This window comes from Pseudomonas sp. KBN10P06128, assembly GCF_037574945.1.
GTDB lineage: Bacteria > Pseudomonadota > Gammaproteobacteria > Pseudomonadales > Pseudomonadaceae > Pseudomonas > Pseudomonas aeruginosa.
Genome location: NZ_JBBELR010000001.1, coordinates 2719402 through 2735695 on the forward strand (window position 1 = coordinate 2719402; position 16294 = coordinate 2735695).

General features: G+C 66.9%; 14 protein-coding genes. 4 read left to right on the plus strand and 10 right to left on the minus strand.

All coding sequences use genetic code 11. The features are described 5' to 3' along the window. Positions 1-2 precede the first annotated feature (2 nt). From ccoP to ccoN, 4 genes are read right to left on the minus strand one after another with little or no spacing between them, the layout of a single operon-like run. Complete coding sequence (gene ccoP / locus VQ065_RS12950; protein ID WP_003087308.1) at positions 3-929, minus strand: cytochrome-c oxidase, cbb3-type subunit III; 927 nt, start codon at positions 927-929, stop codon at positions 3-5. Beyond that, positions 926-1111, minus strand: coding sequence for a CcoQ/FixQ family Cbb3-type cytochrome c oxidase assembly chaperone (locus tag VQ065_RS12955; RefSeq protein WP_003087314.1), 186 nt, complete (start codon positions 1109-1111; stop codon positions 926-928). Before VQ065_RS12955 ends, ccoP begins: the two co-directional genes overlap by 4 nt. 5 nt (positions 1112-1116) lie before the next feature. Continuing rightward, positions 1117-1725: a cytochrome-c oxidase, cbb3-type subunit II gene (gene ccoO, locus VQ065_RS12960; protein ID WP_003087318.1), complete on the minus strand. Its 609-nt coding sequence runs from the start codon at positions 1723-1725 to the stop codon at positions 1117-1119. 10 nt (positions 1726-1735) lie between these two features. Further along, the gene (gene ccoN, locus VQ065_RS12965) at positions 1736-3163 is read right to left on the minus strand and encodes a cytochrome-c oxidase, cbb3-type subunit I (protein WP_003087322.1); all 1428 of its coding nucleotides are present in this window, start codon (positions 3161-3163) and stop codon (positions 1736-1738) included. A 186-nt stretch (positions 3164-3349) separates the two neighbouring features. On the opposite strand from ccoN, the gene VQ065_RS12970 reads away from it, so the two are divergent. Together VQ065_RS12970 and cprA are read left to right on the plus strand one after the other, a co-directional pair. Beyond that, on the plus strand, positions 3350-3982 hold the full coding sequence (locus VQ065_RS12970; RefSeq protein ID WP_003087326.1) for an alpha/beta hydrolase family protein: 633 nt from the start codon (positions 3350-3352) through the stop codon (positions 3980-3982). 88 nt (positions 3983-4070) lie between these two features. After that, positions 4071-5228 (plus strand): cationic peptide resistance protein CprA, encoded by a 1158-nt coding sequence (gene cprA / locus VQ065_RS12975; protein WP_003087328.1) that lies wholly within the window; start codon positions 4071-4073, stop codon positions 5226-5228. 37 nt (positions 5229-5265) lie between these two features. Here cprA and VQ065_RS12980 read toward each other — a convergent pair whose 3' ends face one another. Further along, positions 5266-6831: a methyl-accepting chemotaxis protein gene (locus VQ065_RS12980; protein WP_003087330.1), complete on the minus strand. Its 1566-nt coding sequence runs from the start codon at positions 6829-6831 to the stop codon at positions 5266-5268. Between the two features lie 372 nt (positions 6832-7203). Beyond that, entirely contained in the window at positions 7204-9936 is a 2733-nt protein-coding gene (gene acnA, locus VQ065_RS12985) for an aconitate hydratase AcnA (protein WP_003087332.1), read from the minus strand. A gap of 326 nt (positions 9937-10262) precedes the next feature. Between acnA and rlmM the strand changes: the two genes are divergently transcribed. Next, complete coding sequence (rlmM, locus tag VQ065_RS12990; RefSeq protein ID WP_003087345.1) at positions 10263-11321, plus strand: 23S rRNA (cytidine(2498)-2'-O)-methyltransferase RlmM; 1059 nt, start codon at positions 10263-10265, stop codon at positions 11319-11321. Positions 11322-11405: 84 nt separating this feature from the next. Further along, complete coding sequence (tusA, locus tag VQ065_RS12995; RefSeq protein WP_003105999.1) at positions 11406-11645, plus strand: sulfurtransferase TusA; 240 nt, start codon at positions 11406-11408, stop codon at positions 11643-11645. A gap of 31 nt (positions 11646-11676) precedes the next feature. On the opposite strand, the gene VQ065_RS13000 is transcribed toward tusA, so the two are convergent. The 4 genes from VQ065_RS13000 to VQ065_RS13015 all read right to left on the minus strand — a co-directional run bounded on the left by VQ065_RS13000 (position 11677) and on the right by VQ065_RS13015 (position 16287). Further along, positions 11677-12987, minus strand: coding sequence for an NAD(P)/FAD-dependent oxidoreductase (locus VQ065_RS13000; protein ID WP_003087349.1), 1311 nt, complete (start codon positions 12985-12987; stop codon positions 11677-11679). A 70-nt stretch (positions 12988-13057) separates the two neighbouring features. Further along, positions 13058-14422, minus strand: coding sequence for a glutamine synthetase family protein (locus VQ065_RS13005; RefSeq protein ID WP_003087351.1), 1365 nt, complete (start codon positions 14420-14422; stop codon positions 13058-13060). Between the two features lie 127 nt (positions 14423-14549). Then, complete coding sequence (locus VQ065_RS13010; RefSeq protein WP_011666714.1) at positions 14550-14738, minus strand: hypothetical protein; 189 nt, start codon at positions 14736-14738, stop codon at positions 14550-14552. A gap of 151 nt (positions 14739-14889) precedes the next feature. Beyond that, positions 14890-16287 (minus strand): FAD-dependent oxidoreductase, encoded by a 1398-nt coding sequence (locus VQ065_RS13015; RefSeq protein ID WP_003087356.1) that lies wholly within the window; start codon positions 16285-16287, stop codon positions 14890-14892. Between the last annotated feature and the right edge of the window lie 7 nt (positions 16288-16294).

Genomic DNA, 16294 nt, shown 5'->3' on the forward strand with positions numbered 1-16294 from the left:
GGTCAGTTGCTGCCCTGGTTGTGCGACAGGTTGTAGATGTAGGCGGCCAGGATGTGCACCTTTTCCTTGCCCAGGTAGGGCTCCTGGGCCGGCATCTGGCCCTGGCGGCCATGGCGGATGGTTTGTTGGAGCTGGGCGTAGCTGGAGCCGTAGATGAACGCGCCGGGGTTGGTCAGGTTCGGCGCGCCGACCAGGGCGGTACCCTTGCCTTCCGGGCCGTGGCAGGCGACGCAGTTGACCGAGAAGATCTGCTTGCCGGCCTCGACGTCGGCCTTGGTGCCTTCCGGCAGCTTCAGCCCGGCGAGTTCGGTGCGGACGTAGGCGGCGACGTTCTTCACCCCGTCTTCGCCGAGGATGTCGCCCCAGGCCGCCATGATCGCGTGGCGACCGCCGAGGATGGTGGTCTCGATGCTCTGCGGGTCACCGCCCCAGCGCCACTCGTTGTCGGCCAGGTTGGGGAAGCCGAGGGCGCCCTTGGCGTCGGAACCGTGGCAGATCGAGCAGTAGGTGGCGAACATGCGGCTGCCCATCTTCATGGCGTGCTCGTCCTTGGCCACTTCCTCGATGGGCATGGCGGCGTACTTGGCGAAGATCGGCCCATACTTCTCCTGGGCGATGTTCATCTCGCGTTCCCACTGCTTGTCCTGGGTCCAGCCGCCCTCGTAGCCCGGCAGCACGCCTTTCCAGTTACCCAGGCCCGGGTACAGGACCAGGTAGCCGACGGAGAAGACGATGGTGCCGATGTACAGCATGAACCACCACTTCGGCAGCGGGTTGTCATACTCCTCGATGCCGTCGTAGGAGTGGCCCATGGTCTTTTCGGTAGTACCCTTGGCCTCGCCCTTGCGGGTGGCGAAGACCAGCCAGAGCAGGGCGATCAAGGTACCGACGGTAAGAGCTGTGATGTACAGACTCCAGAAGGTGGTCATTCTTTGTTACTCCTAGAAGCTTGCTCGACGTGCTTTTTGGCTTCGGGATCGTCTGCGAAGGGCAGCATCGTCGCTTCGTCGAAGCTCTTCTTGCGTTTGCCGCTGTAGGCCCAGATCACCAGACCGATGAAGGCGACCATGATCAGCAGCGTGCCGAGTCCTCGCAGCGTCCCGATATCCATTGCCGTCACCGTTTGTTCTTGATCGAGGTGCCGAGCACCTGCAGGTAGGCGACCACGGCGTCCATTTCGGTCTTGCCTTTCAGCGAGTCCTTGGCGCCCTTGATGTCTTCGTCGGTATAGGGCACGCCGAGGGTGCGCATCACTTCGAGCTTCTTCTCGATGTCCTTGCCGTCGAGCTTGTTCTCCACCAGCCACGGGTAGGCCGGCATCTTCGACTCGGGCACCACGTTGCGCGGGTTGAACAGGTGCGCGCGGTGCCAGTCGTCGGAGTAGCGGCTACCGACGCGGGCCAGGTCCGGGCCGGTACGCTTGGAACCCCACAGGAAGGGGTGGTCCCAGACGCTCTCGCCGGCCACCGAGTAGTGGCCGTAGCGTTCGGTCTCGGCGCGGAACGGACGGATCATCTGCGAGTGGCAGCCGACGCAGCCTTCGCGGATATAGATGTCGCGGCCTTCCAGTTGCAGCGCGGTATAGGGCTTCATGCCTTCGACCGGGGTGTTGGTCACGTCCTGGAAGAACAGCGGCACGATCTGGGTCAGGCCGCCGATGCTCACGGCCACGGCCATGCATAGCGCCAGCAGGCCGACGTTCTTCTCGAGTATTTCGTGTTTCATGCTCGGCTCCTCAGGCGATCTGTGCGGCGGCTTCGTATTCGGCCGGCTTGGCGGCACTGACGGTGCGCCAGGTGTTGTAGGCCATCAGGAACATGCCGAGCAGGAAGATGAAACCGCCGAGCATGCGCACGATGAAGCCGGGGTGGCCGGCGGCCAGCGCTTCGACGAAGGAGTAGGTCAGGGTGCCGTCCTCGTTAACCGCGCGCCACATCAGGCCCTGGGTGATGCCGTTGACCCACATCGAGGCGATGTACAGCACGGTGCCGATGGTGGCCAGCCAGAAGTGCGCGTTGATCAGGCCCAGGCTGTACATCTTCTCGCGGCCGAAGACCTTCGGGATCAGGTGGTAGAGCGAGCCGATGGAAACCATCGCGACCCAGCCGAGGGCGCCGGCGTGTACGTGGCCGATGGTCCAGTCGGTGTAGTGGGAGAGGGCGTTGACGGTCTTGATCGCCATCATCGGGCCTTCGAAGGTGGACATGCCGTAGAAGGCCAGGGACACCACCAGGAAGCGCAGGATCGGGTCGCTGCGCAGCTTATGCCAGGCGCCCGAGAGGGTCATCATGCCGTTGATCATGCCGCCCCAGCTCGGCGCCAGGAGGATCAGCGACATCACCATGCCCAGCGACTGTGCCCAGTCCGGCAGCGCGGTGTAGTGCAGGTGGTGCGGGCCGGCCCAGATGTACACCGCGATCAGCGCCCAGAAGTGGACGATGGACAGGCGGTAGGAGTAGACCGGACGCTCGGCCTGCTTGGGCACGAAGTAGTACATCATGCCGAGGAAGCCGGCGGTGAGGAAGAAGCCCACGGCGTTGTGCCCGTACCACCACTGGACCATGGCGTCGGTGGCGCCGGCGTACAGCGAGTAGGACTTGGTGAAGGTCACCGGCAGCTCGAGGTTGTTCACTACGTGGAGCATGGCGACGGTGAGGATGAACCCGCCGAAGAACCAGTTGCCCACATAGATGTGCTTGACCTTGCGCTTGACCAGGGTGCCGAAGAACACCACCGCGTAGGCGACCCAGACCACCGTGATCAGGATGTCGATCGGCCACTCCAGCTCGGCGTACTCCTTGGACGAGGTGTAGCCCAGCGGCAGGCTGATGGCGGCCAGCAGGATCACCAGTTGCCAGCCCCAGAAGGTGAAGGAGGCGAGGGTGTCGGAGAACAGTCGCACCTGGCAGGTGCGCTGCACCGCGTAGTAGCTGGTGGCGAACAGCGCGCAACCGCCGAAGGCGAAGATCACCGCGTTGGTGTGCAGCGGGCGCAGGCGGCCGAAGCTCGTCCACGGCAAGCCGAAGTTCAGGTCGGGCCATACCAGCTGGGCGGCGATCAGGACACCGACGGTCATGCCGACGATGCCCCAGACCACGGTCATGATGGCGAATTGGCGGACCACCTTGTAGTTATAGGCGGACTCTGGGTTAGTGGTGCTCATGCTATGGGCTTCCATCCACGGTTATACGCTATGGCTTTTCCGGCAGTTGGGATGCCGGGCGTCCCCCCATTGGGGCTGGTCTAATTGGCGTAATTAGCGAGAGGAAGCATGGATAATGGGGCGTTATGAAATATTGATCGGGATCAATTGGCTTCCCGACCCCCACTGCATACGAGGTGTGGCAAGTTGTCGCTGAAATGGAACCGCCCGGCCGGCTCGCTGTCGGCTACCCTGATTCTCGCCCATGGCGCCGGGGCGCCGATGGACAGCCCGTTCATGGAGCGCATCGCCGAACTGCTCGCCGCCCAGGGCATCGCCGTCGCGCGCTTCGAGTTTCCCTACATGGCCCAGCGCCGCGAGGACGGCCGCAAGCGTCCGCCGAATCCGCAGGCGCAGTTGCTCGACTGCTGGCGGCGGGTCCATGCGCAGGTCCGCGAGACCCTGGGCGGGCCCTTGGCCCTGGGCGGCAAGTCGATGGGCGGGCGCATGGCCAGCCTGCTGGCCGACGAGCTGGGCGCGGATGCCCTGGTCTGCCTCGGCTACCCGTTCTACGCCGCCGGCAAGCCGGAGAAGCCGCGGGTCGCGCACCTCGCCGGGCTGCGCACGCCGACCCTGATCGTCCAGGGCGAGCGCGATGCCCTGGGCAACCGCGAGGCGGTGGCGGGCTATGCGCTGGCGCCGACGATCCGCCTGCACTGGCTGGCCGCGGCGGACCACGACCTCAAGCCGCTGAAGGCCTCCGGCCTGACCCACGAGCAGCACCTGGCGGCAACGGCGCGGGAGGTGGCCGGCTTCCTTCGCGGGCTCCAGGGCCATTAACGGTTCCTTAAGGCATCCCCTCATAAGCTGCGGCGCAACCACCCTCGCATCGAGGCGTGGGCGACTGACTTCTCTGAGGGGGGAAGACATGAACATGCATGCCGACGGTGAGCAGATCACCGCTATCGATACCCGCGAACGCATCCTGCTGACGGGGGCCACCGGCTTTCTCGGCGGTTCGGTCGCCGCCCAGCTGATCGCCGCCGGGCACGGCGCCAACCTGTCCTTCCTGGTCCGCGCCGAATCCCGCCAGCAGGGGCTCGAACGCCTGCGCGGCAACCTGCTGATGCATGGCGTCGACGAAGCCGACTGCCTGGCACTGCGGGCGGAGCAGATCCTCTGCGGCGATTTCCTCGACACCTCCTGGCTGGCCCGCGAGACGCCGCGCCTGATGCAGGTGGAGCGGGTGATCAATTGCGCCGCCGTAGCGTCGTTCTCGAAGAACCCGACCATCTGGCCGGTCAACGTCGACGGCACTTTCGCCTTCGCCGACGTGCTGAGCCGTTCGAAGCGACTGAAGCGTTTCCTCCACGTCGGTACCGCGATGTGCTGCGGACCGCAGCGAGAGTCGCCGATCAGCGAGTCCTGGGAATTCCCGGCGGCGGAGCAGCAACTGGTGGACTACACCGCGTCCAAGGCGGAAATCGAGCGGCGTATGCGCGAGGAACTGCCGGGCCTGCCCCTGGTGGTGGCGCGGCCATCCATCGTGGTGGGCCACCGTACCCTTGGCTGCCAGGCCTCCGGTAGCATCTTCTGGGTCTTCCGCATGGGCTTCGCCCTGGAAAGCTTCACCTGCGGCCTGGACGAGCAGATCGACGTGATCCCGGTCGACTACTGCGCCGAGGCGCTGATCGGCCTGGCGCTGAAGCCGTGCCTGGGGCACAGCCTCTACCATATCTCCGCCGGCCATCGCGCGGCCTGCACCTTCGGTGAGATCGACGAGGCCTTCGCCCGCGCCAACGGGGCGGCGCCGGTAGGCGAGCGCTACCGCAAGGTGGAGGTGGACGACCTCAAGGAACTGGCGAAGAGCTTCGAGTCGCGCATCGGCCCGGCCAATCCGCGTCTGGTCCTGCGCGCGTTGCGCTTGTACAGCGGCTTTGCCGACCTCAACTACCTGTTCGACAACAGCCGTCTGCTTGAGGAGGGGATCTCCGCGCCACCGCGCTTCACCGACTACCTCGACGTCTGCGTGCAGTCGTCCAGCGCGGTGAGCATCCCGGCGCAGATGCAATGGGACTTCAAGTGACGGCAGGCGCGGGGAGCTTCCTCCCCGCGGCCTGATCTCAGCGGTTGAAGCGCTCGACCAGGGAATACTGGCTCTGCGCGGTGGTGGTCAGTTCCTCGCTCAGTTTCGCCGTGCGCAGCGCCTCGTCGGAGGTCTGCTCGGCCAGGGCGGCGATGGTGCTGATGTTGCGGTTGATTTCCTCGGCCACCGCGCTCTGTTCTTCCGCGGCGGCGGCGATCTGGGTGGTCATCTCGGTGATGTTGCTGACCGCCTCGCTGATGCCGACCAGCGCGCTGTCGGCTTCCAGCACCCGCTGGACCCCGGCTTCGGCCTGCTGCAGGCCGCTCTCCATGGTATGCACCGCATCGTTGGCGGTGTTCTGCAACTTGGCGATCAGATGGTGGATCTGCTCGGTGGAGGCCGCGGTGCGTTGCGCCAGCGAGCGCACTTCGTCGGCTACCACGGCGAAGCCGCGCCCCTGGTCGCCGGCCCGCGCCGCCTCGATGGCGGCGTTGAGGGCGAGCAGGTTGGTCTGGTCGGCGATGCCCTTGATCACATCGACCACACCGCCGATCTCGTTGCTGTCCTGGGCCAGGCGACTCACCGCGGCCCCGGTCTCGCCCACCGACTCCGACAGGCGCTGGATGGCGTTGCGCGTCTCCGCGGCGATGTCGCGGCCGCGCGAGGTCAGTTCGTTGGCCTTCTGTGTGGCGTCGGCGGTCAACTGGACATTGTTCGCCACTTCCTGGGTGGTGGCGGCCATCTCGTTGACCGCGGTGGCCACCTGTTCGGTCTCTGCGCGCTGCTGTTCCAGACCGGCGGAGCTGTGGTGGGCCAGGGTGTCGGCCTGGCGCGCCTGTTCGGTGAGGTATTCGGCGGTGTCCTGCAGGCGCGTCAGGCAGGTCTTCAGACGCGCGTCCTGGCTGAGGATGGCCATTTCCAGGCGCGCCTGGTCGCCGCGGCTGTCGGTGTACATCTGCGCGATCAGCGGGTCGGAGGTGGTCTGTTCGGCGAGCCGCATCAGGCGCTTCAGCCCGCGCTTCTGCCAGCGCAGTCCGGCCAGGCCGAGCGGAACGGCGAGCAGGCCGGCGAGGATGAAGCCCCACCAGGAGTTCAGCCAGATACCGATGAGGAAGCCGATCTGGCTGATCAGGATGAACGGCAGCCAATCGAGCAGTACCGGCAGCCAGCGGTCGCGCCGGGGGATCGCCGGCTTGCCGGCGCCGAGGCGACGGTAGAGGGCCTCGGCGCGCTGGATCTGTTCGGCGGTCGGCTTGACCCGCACCGACTCGTAGCCGACCACCGCGCCCTGGTCGTAGATCGGCGTGACATAGGCGCTGACCCAGTAGTGGTCGCCGTTCTTGCAGCGGTTCTTGACGATCCCCATCCACGGGCGGCCGGCTTTGAGGGTGGTCCACATGTGGGCGAACACCGCCGGCGGGACGTCGGGGTGACGGATCAGATTGTGCGGCGCGGACATCAGCTCCTCGCGACTGAAGCCGCTGATGTCGATGAAGGCTTCATTGCAGTAGGTAATGATGCCTTTGAGATTGGTGGTGGTGATCAGGCGTTGCTCCGCCGGATAGACGCGCTCGTGCTGGGTGATCGGTTGATTGTTGCGCATGGGCCTTCCAAAACAAGTGAAGCATTTACCTCTGCATCGGCGAAAACGCCTTTCACATGAGGGATTTGTGAATGCTTTCACGAGGAAAAACAGATAGCTATTGACCCAAAGCATGAGAACCGACCACGTGGTCGGATAGATGGCGGATTCGCTGATGGAGGTCAATACGTTACGGTTTCGTGTCATTCCCGGCGGCGCGCATGGGCTGGGGAGGGGCCTGGCGGATAAGCGCGAGGCGGCCATTCGCCGGTACTGCGGGGTATCGGCGGATGACGCAGGGGCGTTGTTCGCCCTGCGAAGCGCCCGCCGCCCCGGGCGCCGGAATGAAAAAGGGGTGGCCGAAGCCACCCCTCCGCGCGTACCGCCGCTGCCTCAGAGCATGCTGCGCAGCACGTAGTGGAGGATGCCGCCGGCCTTGAAGTACTCGACCTCGTTGAGGGTGTCGATGCGGCAGAGGACCTTGAAGCTGTCCTGGCTGCCGTCCTCGCGGGTCACTTCCACGCTGAGCGGCATGTGCGGCTTGAGTTCGCCGCCGAGGCCGCGGATGTTCAGCACCTCCTTGCCGGTCAGCTTCAGGCTCTTGCGGTCCTGGCCGTTCTCGAACTGCAACGGCAGCACGCCCATGCCGACCAGGTTGGAGCGGTGGATGCGCTCGAAGCTCTCCGCGATCACCGCCTTCACGCCCAGCAGGTTGGTACCCTTGGCCGCCCAGTCGCGCGACGAGCCGGTGCCGTATTCCTTGCCGGCGACGATCACCAGCGGGGTGCCGTCCTGCTGGTAGCGCATGGCCGCGTCGTAGATCGCCAGTTTCTCGCCGCTGGGCACGTACAGGGTATTGCCGCCTTCCTCGCCGCCGAGCATCTCGTTCTTGATGCGGATGTTGGCGAAGGTGCCGCGCATCATCACCTCATGGTTGCCGCGACGGGAGCCGTAGGAGTTGAAGTCCTTCGGTTCCACGCCGTGCTCGCGCAGGTAGCGGCCGGCCGGGCTGTCGGCCTTGATGTTGCCGGCGGGGGAGATGTGGTCGGTGGTCACCGAGTCGCCCAGCACCGCCAGCACCCGCGCCTGCTCGACGTCGGCGATGGCCGGCGGCGCCTCGGCGATGTGTTCGAAGAAGGGTGGATGCTGGATGTAGGTGGAGTCGGCCTGCCACTCGTAGGTGTCCGACTGCGGCACCTGGATCGCCTGCCATTTCTCGTCGCCGGCGAAGACCTCGGCGTACTCCTTGTGGAACATCTCGGTGTCGACCTTCTGGATCGCCTCGGCGATTTCCTTCTGGCTCGGCCAGATGTCCTTCAGGTAGACCGGCTGGCCGTCCTTGCCGGTGCCCAGCGGTTCCTCGCTGAGGTTGATCCGCACGCTGCCGGCCAGGGCGTAGGCCACCACCAGCGGCGGCGAGGCCAGCCAGTTGGTCTTCACCAACGGGTGCACGCGGCCTTCGAAGTTGCGGTTGCCGGAGAGTACCGAGGCGACGGTCAGGTCGGCCTGCTGGATGGCTTTCTCGATCGGCTCCAGCAGCGGCCCGGAGTTGCCGATGCAGGTGGTGCAGCCGTAGCCGACCAGGTCGAAGCCGAGTTCGTCGAGGTAGCGGGTCAGGCCGGCGGCCTTGAAGTAGTCGGTGACCACCTTGGAGCCCGGCGCCAGCGAACTCTTCACCCAGGGCTTGCGTTGCAGGCCTTTCTCCACCGCCTTCTTCGCCAGCAGGCCGGCGGCCATCATCACGCTGGGGTTGGAGGTGTTGGTGCAGGAGGTGATGGCGGCGATCACCACCGCGCCGTTCTTCAGGCGGTGGGTCTGGCCGTCGTGCTGGTAGTCGATCTCGCCGAAGGCGGCGTTGGCGCCGACCGCGGTGCCGCCGCCGCCCTCGCTGAGCAGGCGGCCTTCTTCGGTGCTGGAGGGATGCAGTTGCAGGCCGAGGAACTCGTTGAAGGCGCTGGCGACGTTCTGCAGGGCCACGCGGTCCTGCGGGCGCTTCGGTCCGGCCAGACTGGCCTCGACTTCGCCCATGTCCAGGTGCAGGGTGTCGGTGAACACCGGCTCGTGGCCCTTCTCGCGCCACAGGCCCTGTTCCTTGCTGTAGGCCTCGACCAGCTTGACCGTGCTTTCCGGGCGTCCGGACAGGCGCAGGTAGCCGAGGGTGATCTCGTCCACCGGGAAGAAGCCGCAGGTGGCGCCGTATTCCGGGGCCATGTTGGCGATGGTGGCGCGGTCCGCCAGGGGCAGGTCGGCCAGGCCGTCGCCGTAGAACTCGACGAATTTCCCCACCACGCCCTTCTTGCGCAGCATCTGCGTGACGGTCAGCACCAGGTCGGTGGCGGTGATGCCCTCGCGCAGCTTGCCGGTGAGCTTGAAGCCGATGACCTCGGGGATCAGCATCGATACCGGCTGGCCGAGCATGGCGGCTTCCGCCTCGATGCCGCCGACGCCCCAGCCGAGCACGCCGAGGCCGTTGATCATGGTGGTGTGGGAGTCGGTGCCGACCAGGGTGTCGGGGAAGGCGTAGGTCCTGCCATCCTCTTCCTTGGTCCAGACCGTGCGGCCCAGGTACTCCAGGTTGACCTGGTGGCAGATGCCGGTGCCCGGCGGTACCACGCTGAAATTGTCGAAGGCGTTCTGGCCCCAGCGCAGGAAGGCGTAGCGTTCGCCGTTGCGCTGCATCTCGATCTCGACGTTCTGTTCGAAGGCCGATTCGCTGGCGAACTTGTCGACCATCACCGAGTGGTCGATGACCAGGTCCACCGGCGACAGCGGGTTGATCTTCTGCGGGTCGCCGCCGGCCTTGGCCATGGCCGCGCGCATGGCGGCCAGGTCGACCACCGCGGGCACCCCGGTGAAGTCCTGCATCAGGACCCGCGCCGGGCGGTACTGGATCTCGCGGTCGGAGCGGCGCTCCCTGAGCCAGCCGGCGAGGGCCTTGAGGTCGTCGCCGGTGACGGTGCTGCCGTCCTCCCAGCGCAGGAGGTTTTCCAGCAGGACCTTCAGCGACATCGGCAGCTTGCCGAGATCGCCCAGGGTCCGGGCGGCTTCCGGGAGGCTGTAGTAGTGGTAGGTCTTGCCGTCCACAGCGAGACTGCGAAGGGTTTTCAGGCTGTCCAAAGCAGGCATTTCTGATTTCCTCACGGCGGGCCCGGGGGCGGCGGGCCTGGCCTCGTCCTGACGCCAGGCCCGTCGTCGAGCCGATAGTGCCTGGCTTCGCCCGGGACCCGCGGCGTCCGCGGACGCCAGGGTGCCGTTACCTCGGTAATGCGCGGTGGCCCGATCCCATCGGTACCGGCCGCTGGCGAGAGTCAGACTTTGGGATAGCGTTGTTCGAAACCTTCAAGCTAGACCGGCTCGAGGGCTCCTGCCATATACACTGGACCGACGAACGGTCGCTGCAGTTCCCTTGAGGCATGCCCGGCACTATAGTGCGCGGCCAAGGAGACAACCCCATGAATACCCTGTTGATGCACTGCCGGCCAGGCTTCGAAGGTGAAGTCTGCGCCGAAATCGCCGAGCATGCAGCCACTCTCGAGATTCCCGGCTACGCCAAGAGCAAGCCGGCCAGCGCCCACGTCGAGTTCGTCTGCCAGGACGCCGACGGCGCCGAGCGCCTGATGCGCCGCCTGCGTTTCGCCGACTTGATCTTCCCGCGCCAGTGGGCGCGCGGGCCCGGCTTCATCGAATTGCCGGAAAGCCAGCGCATTGAGGTACTGCTGGCGGAACTGGCGAGTTATCCGGTTTGCGGCAGCCTCTGGCTGGAGGTGCTGGACACCAATGCCGGCAAGGAGGTCTCGACCTTCTGCCGCAAGTTCGAGAAACCGCTGCGCGCCGCGCTGGTGAAGGCCGGGCGGTTGCAGGAGGACCCGGCGCTGCCGCGCCTGCTGCTGACCTTCCGCTCCGGCCGGGAAGTCTTCGTCGGCCTCGCCGAGCCGCGCAACAGCGCGCTCTGGCCGATGGGCATCCCGCGCCTGAAGTTTCCCCGCGAGGCGCCGAGCCGTTCGACGCTGAAGCTGGAGGAAGCCTGGCACCAGTTCATCCCGCGCAGCGAATGGGACAAGCGCCTGGCGCCGGACATGCTCGCCGTGGACCTCGGTGCGGCGCCGGGCGGCTGGACCTGGCAACTGGTTAACCGGGAGATGCGGGTGACCGCCGTGGACAACGGGCCGATGGCGGAGAACCTGATGTATTCCGGGCTGGTCGACCACCAGAAGGTCGACGGCTACCAGTACCGCCCGCGCCAGCGGGTCGACTGGATGGTCTGCGACATCGTCGAGAAGCCGGCACGCACCGGTGCGTTGATCGAGACCTGGATCGGCGAAGGGCTTTGCCGCGAGGCGGTGGTCAACCTCAAGCTGCCGATGAAGCAGCGCTACGCCGAGGTGCGCAAGATCCTCCAGCGCCTGCGCGAGAGCTTCGACGCGCGCGGCCTGAAGGTAGCGATCGGCTGCAAGCAGCTGTATCACGACCGCGAGGAAGTGACCTGCCATCTACGCCGCCTCGAACGCTGAGGGGCGGCGGCATTCCGGCCGGGGACAGGTGACCGGCCGCGCCGCATGCGCGACAATGCGCGGATTCTGTTGCGGAGTTTCCCGATGACCCATTCTGTCGACGCCATTCTCGACGCCACCGGCCTGAACTGTCCCGAGCCGGTGATGATGCTGCACAACAAGGTCCGCGACCTGGCGCCCGGCGGCCTGCTCAAGGTGATCGCCACCGATCCCTCGACCCGCCGCGACATCCCCAAGTTCTGCGTGTTCCTCGGTCACGAGCTGGTCGAGCAGCAGGAAGAGGCGGGCACCTATCTCTACTGGATCCGCAAGAAGGCCGACTAGGCCTTCCGCGGACCCCGCCATCCCACGCGCTTCAGCGCAGCTTCTCCATGAGCTGGTAGTACCACATCCCGGCGGCCAGCATCGGATTGCCGAAGAGGTCGCCCAGCGGCACCCTGAGGTGCTTGCAACGGGCGAAGGTGTCGAACTGCTCCAGGCTCCCGCTCATCGCCTTGGCCATGATTTCGCCCATGATGTGGCTGGTGGCCACGCCATGCCCCGAGTAGCCCTGGCAGTACCAGACGTTGTCGGAGAGCTTGCCGAGCTGGGGGATGCGGTTCATCACGATGCCCATGGCGCAACTCCACTGGAACTCGATCTCCACGCCCTTCAGGCGCGGGAAGGTGCGCTCGATGCATGGCCGCAGCTCGGCGGCGATGTCCCGCGAGTCGCGGCCCGAGTAGTTGGCGCCGCCACCGAACAGCAGGCGGCCGTCGGCGGTGGGGCGGTAGTAATCGAGGACGAAGCGGCAATCGTAGACCGCCAGCCCCTGCGGGTTGATCTCCCCTGCCAGCTCGCCCAGCGGCCGGGTGGTAACGATTCCGCCCATGGCCGGGAAGATCATCCCCTTGAGCTGCCTGCGTTCGAGCTTGTGGTAGACATCGCCGGCAAGCAGGATCTGCTGCGCCTCGATCCTTCCCTCGCGGGTGATCACCGCCGGCCGCGGGCCGTGGACGATATCCAGGACCTCGGAATGTTCGAAGATCAGCGCGCCGAGGCCGGCCGCCGCCCTGGCCTCGCCGATACACAGGTTGAGCGGGTGCAGGTGCATGTTGCGGGTGTTCTTCAGCGCGCCGCAATACAGCTCGGTCTCCAGGTGGGCCTGGACGCCGGCCTTGTCCAGCAGGAGCACCTGGTCGCCCATGCCGCGGCGCACCGCCTCCTCGTAGGAGGCCTGCAGCTCGCCCATGTGGCTGGCCTTCATCGCCGCGTGCAGGTGGCCATGGCGGAGGTCGCAGGCGATGCCGTACTTCTCCACCCGCTGGCGGATGATCTCGTGGCCGCGCCAGCGCAGGTGCCAGATGAAGTCCTCGACCTCGGCGCCCAGCCACTGGCGCATCTGCTTGTGCATCGCCGCGTCGCCGGACAGGCTGCCGGTGACCTGGCCGCCGTTGCGCCCGCTGGCGCCCCAGCCGATGCGATGGGTCTCGACCAGGGCCACCTTGTAGCCACGCTCGGCCAGTTCGACCGCCGTGGCGACGCCGGTGAAGCCGCCGCCGATGATGGCGATGTCGACCGTCACCGCGCCCAGCAGGGTCGGATAGTCGGTTTCCTCGTTGAGCGTGGCGGCGTAGTAGGACGGCGCGCGTTCCGCGGCCGGACGGGGATGGATTGCTGCGTTCATCGGGTATTCCTTGTTCCAGTGCGGCGCGTCCTGCCGGCGCGCCGCCGTATGCGGGCGGGTCCGGGGTGGCTCAGGCCTGGGTCAGGTACCAGCGCCAGTCCTGCTCGCCGACCTCGCCCATGAATTGCCGGTATTCCGCGCGCTTCACCGCCAGGTAGACGCCGAGGAACGGCTCGCCGAAGGCTTCCCGCGCCCACTCGGAGCCTTGCAGGGCGTCGAGGGCGGTCAGCCAGTCGGTGGGCAGGCGCTTGCCGGCCTGGGCGTAGCCATTGCCCTCCACCGGCGTGCCCGGATCGATGCCTTCGCGGATGCCGCGGTGGACCCCGGCGAGAAGCGCCGCGGCGGCCAGGTAGGGGTTGGCGTCGGCGCCGCAGATGCGGTGCTCGATATGCCGACTGGAGGCCGGGCCGCCCGGCACGCGCAGGCTCACGGTGCGGTTGTCGACGCCCCAGGTCTGCGCCAGCGGCGCGTAGCTGTTGGCCTGGAAGCGCCGGTAGGAGTTGGCGTTGGGACAGAACAGCAGGAGCGAGTCGAGCAGGCTGGCGAGCATGCCGCCGACCGCCTGGCGCAGCAACGGCGTGCCGGCGGGGTCGTCGCTGGCGAACAGGTTGTGGCCTTGTTCGTCGGCCAGGCTGACGTGCAGGTGCATGCCGGTGCCGGCCAGGTCGTCGAACGGCTTGGCCATGAAACAGGCGAGCATTCCGTGCTTGTGCGCGACGCCCTTGACCAGGCGCTTGTAGCGGATCGCCTGGTCCATGGCGGCGAGGGCGTCGCCGTGGTCGAGGGTGATTTCCACCTGGCCCGGGGCATATTCCGAGATCGCCGTGCGTGCCGGCAGGCCCTGCGCCTTGCAGGCGGCATAGAGGTCGGCGAGGAACGGCTCGATCTGCTCCAGTTCGCGCAGGCCGTAGACCTGGGTTGCCCGCGGGCGGCCGCCATCCGCGTCGCGGGCCGGTTGCGGGCGGCCGTTGGCGTCGCGCTCACGGTCGAGCAGATAGAACTCCAGCTCGGCGGCCATCACCGGGTGATAGCCGTCGCTCTTCAGCGCGTCGATGGTGCGCACCAGGAGGTGCCGCGGATCGGCGATGCTGGCGGGCAGGCCCTCGCTCGGGTGCATGCTGACCTGCACCGCCGCCGTCGGGATCTGCCGCCAGGGCAGGCGCACCAGGCTGCCGGACAGGGGGTAGGCGCGGCAGTCGATGTCGCCGACGTCCCAGACCAGGCCGGAGTCCTCGACGTCCTCGCCGTTCATCGTCAGCCCCAGGATGGTGCTCGGCAGCGGCCGGCCGCTGCGGTAGACGGCCAGCAGTTCGTCGCGGTGCAGCAGCTTGCCGCGCGGCACGCCATTGGCGTCGAGGATGAACAGTTCGAAGAGTTCGATATCGGGGTTGGCGGCCAGGAAATCCTGGGCTTCTTGTTCGCAGGCGAAGTTCATGGGGCTCTCTTGTCGGTCTTGTCCGGTAGCGTCGCGACGCTCGCAGCGGCGCTCCGGCGACGGCAGCGTCGCGGAACGGCATGCAAGCGGCAGGCCGGCCCCGCCGTTGCGCGGGGCCGGAGGGAAATCAGGCGTGACGAGCATCCGGCGGACGCGCGTGGCGGCAATGCCAGAGCGCCCAGAAGGCCAGTTCGAGAGGGAGGGCGAGTGGCTCCAGTTCCAGCCAGCGGCTGTGCTTGCGGGGTAGACGCGCGGGCGTTCCGGCCGGGTTGGCGGAAGGCTGGTAGGGCAGGGTGCGCGTCGTCGGTAGGTGCATGAAGGAAAACTGGGCCAGGGGTTGGAACAGCCTCGCACAGGCTGACGGGTGAATTAAATGTGCTTTTTACGACCTTTGCTTGAGCGAAATCGAAACCGAAGGAAAAAGAAGGGCGCCCCCGAATGGGCTGAGGAGGCGCCCGGAAAGCGGCTCAACCCTTGTCGGCCTTGCCCGCGGCGGCGGCGAACCTGGCCAGGCGTACGTCGAGATGACGCGGGCGCCGGCCGACGTCTTCGGCGTGCTCCTTGCGGCGGATCGCGTTGCGCACCATCAGCGAACCGACATAGCGGATCGGCTCCGGCGGGAAGCGACCGAGCGGTCCCTGGGTCAGCGGCGAACGGGTCCAGGGATTGTCCAGGCCGAGCGCCAGCGAAGAAAGGATCTGCCCGCCCATGTGGCATGGGCCGACGCCGCTGCCGGAGTAGCCGAAGCCGTAGAACACATTGTCGCGGCCGTCGAGCCGGCCGAAGAACGGCAGGCCGGTCACCGAGCGATCCGATGGACCGTTCCAGCTGGCTTCGATGGCGACCTCGGCGAACTCGGGGAAGAACTCCCGCAAACTGCCGCGTAGTTGCCCGAGATACGGTGAGGGGCGGTCGAACACCGGCAGCATGCGTCCGCCGTAGGCGAAGGTGTTGCCGCCCTTGCCGAGCATCAGCCGGCCGTCCGGGGTGTTGTGGTAGTAATGCACGAAGATCCGCGAGTCGAGCACGCTGACCCCGCTGGTCAGGCCGATCTCCTGCAGCAGGTCCGGTCGTGGCTCGGTGATGAGCATGTCGCTGGAGACGATCGCCACGCTGCGTTCGAACTGCGGGAAGGCCCTCGCCATCCAGGCGTTCAGCGCCAGCACCACGCGGTCGGCGACGACCCGCCCGTGGGGGGTGACCACTTCCGCCGGGCGGCCGTGCTCCAGTCCTCGCATCGGCGTACCTTCGTACAGGCGTACCCCCAGTTGCAGGGCGACCCGGCGCAGGCCGCGAACCAGCTTGCCTGGCTGCACCGTCGCGGCAGCCGGCGAGAACCAGCCTTCCAGGTGCCGGCGCGAGCCGGCCAGGCGTTGCACGTCGGCCAGCGGGCGCTTGGCAAAGGAGTTGATGCCATGGCGTTCCAGGGCGGCGATCACGCTGTCGGTGCTGCCGACCTGGGCCGGGTTGGTGGCGGTATAGAGGGTGCCGTCCAGCCGGTAGTCGGCCTCGACGTCGTAGCGCTGGCAGAAGGCGCCGATGGCCCGGATGCTGTCCTCGGAGGCCTTGACCAGGCGGATCGCCTCGGTGAGCCCGAACAGCCGTTCCAGGGTGAAGAATTTGGCCGACCAGGACAGCGCGCAGCCGCCGTTGCGGCCGCTGGCGCCGGCGCCGCAGAGGTCGGCCTCGACCAGCACCACGTCGAGTCCGGGATCGTGCTCCTTGAGCATGATGGCGGTCCACAGGCCGGTGTAGCCGCCGCCGACGATGCACAGGTCGGCGCGGGTATCGCCGGCCAGCGGCGGGCAGGGGGCCGCATGTTCGGAGCGTAGGGCCTGGTCCAGCCAGAAGGGTCGGAAGGTCATGGCTGTG

What these genes read in the sequence shown, in the direction of transcription:
- ccoP (WP_003087308.1), bottom strand. Translation starts at nt 929, where the DNA reads ATGACCACCTTCTGGAGTCTGTACATCACAGCTCTTACCGTCGGTACC.
- VQ065_RS12955 (WP_003087314.1), bottom strand. Translation starts at nt 1,111, where the DNA reads ATGGATATCGGGACGCTGCGAGGACTCGGCACGCTGCTGATCATGGTC.
- ccoO (WP_003087318.1), bottom strand. Translation starts at nt 1,725, where the DNA reads ATGAAACACGAAATACTCGAGAAGAACGTCGGCCTGCTGGCGCTATGC.
- ccoN (WP_003087322.1), bottom strand. Translation starts at nt 3,163, where the DNA reads ATGAGCACCACTAACCCAGAGTCCGCCTATAACTACAAGGTGGTCCGC.
- cprA (WP_003087328.1), top strand. Translation starts at nt 4,071, where the DNA reads ATGAACATGCATGCCGACGGTGAGCAGATCACCGCTATCGATACCCGC.
- VQ065_RS12980 (WP_003087330.1), bottom strand. Translation starts at nt 6,831, where the DNA reads ATGCGCAACAATCAACCGATCACCCAGCACGAGCGCGTCTATCCGGCG.
- acnA (WP_003087332.1), bottom strand. Translation starts at nt 9,936, where the DNA reads ATGCCTGCTTTGGACAGCCTGAAAACCCTTCGCAGTCTCGCTGTGGAC.
- rlmM (WP_003087345.1), top strand. Translation starts at nt 10,263, where the DNA reads ATGAATACCCTGTTGATGCACTGCCGGCCAGGCTTCGAAGGTGAAGTC.
- tusA (WP_003105999.1), top strand. Translation starts at nt 11,406, where the DNA reads ATGACCCATTCTGTCGACGCCATTCTCGACGCCACCGGCCTGAACTGT.
- VQ065_RS13000 (WP_003087349.1), bottom strand. Translation starts at nt 12,987, where the DNA reads ATGAACGCAGCAATCCATCCCCGTCCGGCCGCGGAACGCGCGCCGTCC.
- VQ065_RS13005 (WP_003087351.1), bottom strand. Translation starts at nt 14,422, where the DNA reads ATGAACTTCGCCTGCGAACAAGAAGCCCAGGATTTCCTGGCCGCCAAC.
- VQ065_RS13010 (WP_011666714.1), bottom strand. Translation starts at nt 14,738, where the DNA reads ATGCACCTACCGACGACGCGCACCCTGCCCTACCAGCCTTCCGCCAAC.
- VQ065_RS13015 (WP_003087356.1), bottom strand. Translation starts at nt 16,287, where the DNA reads ATGACCTTCCGACCCTTCTGGCTGGACCAGGCCCTACGCTCCGAACAT.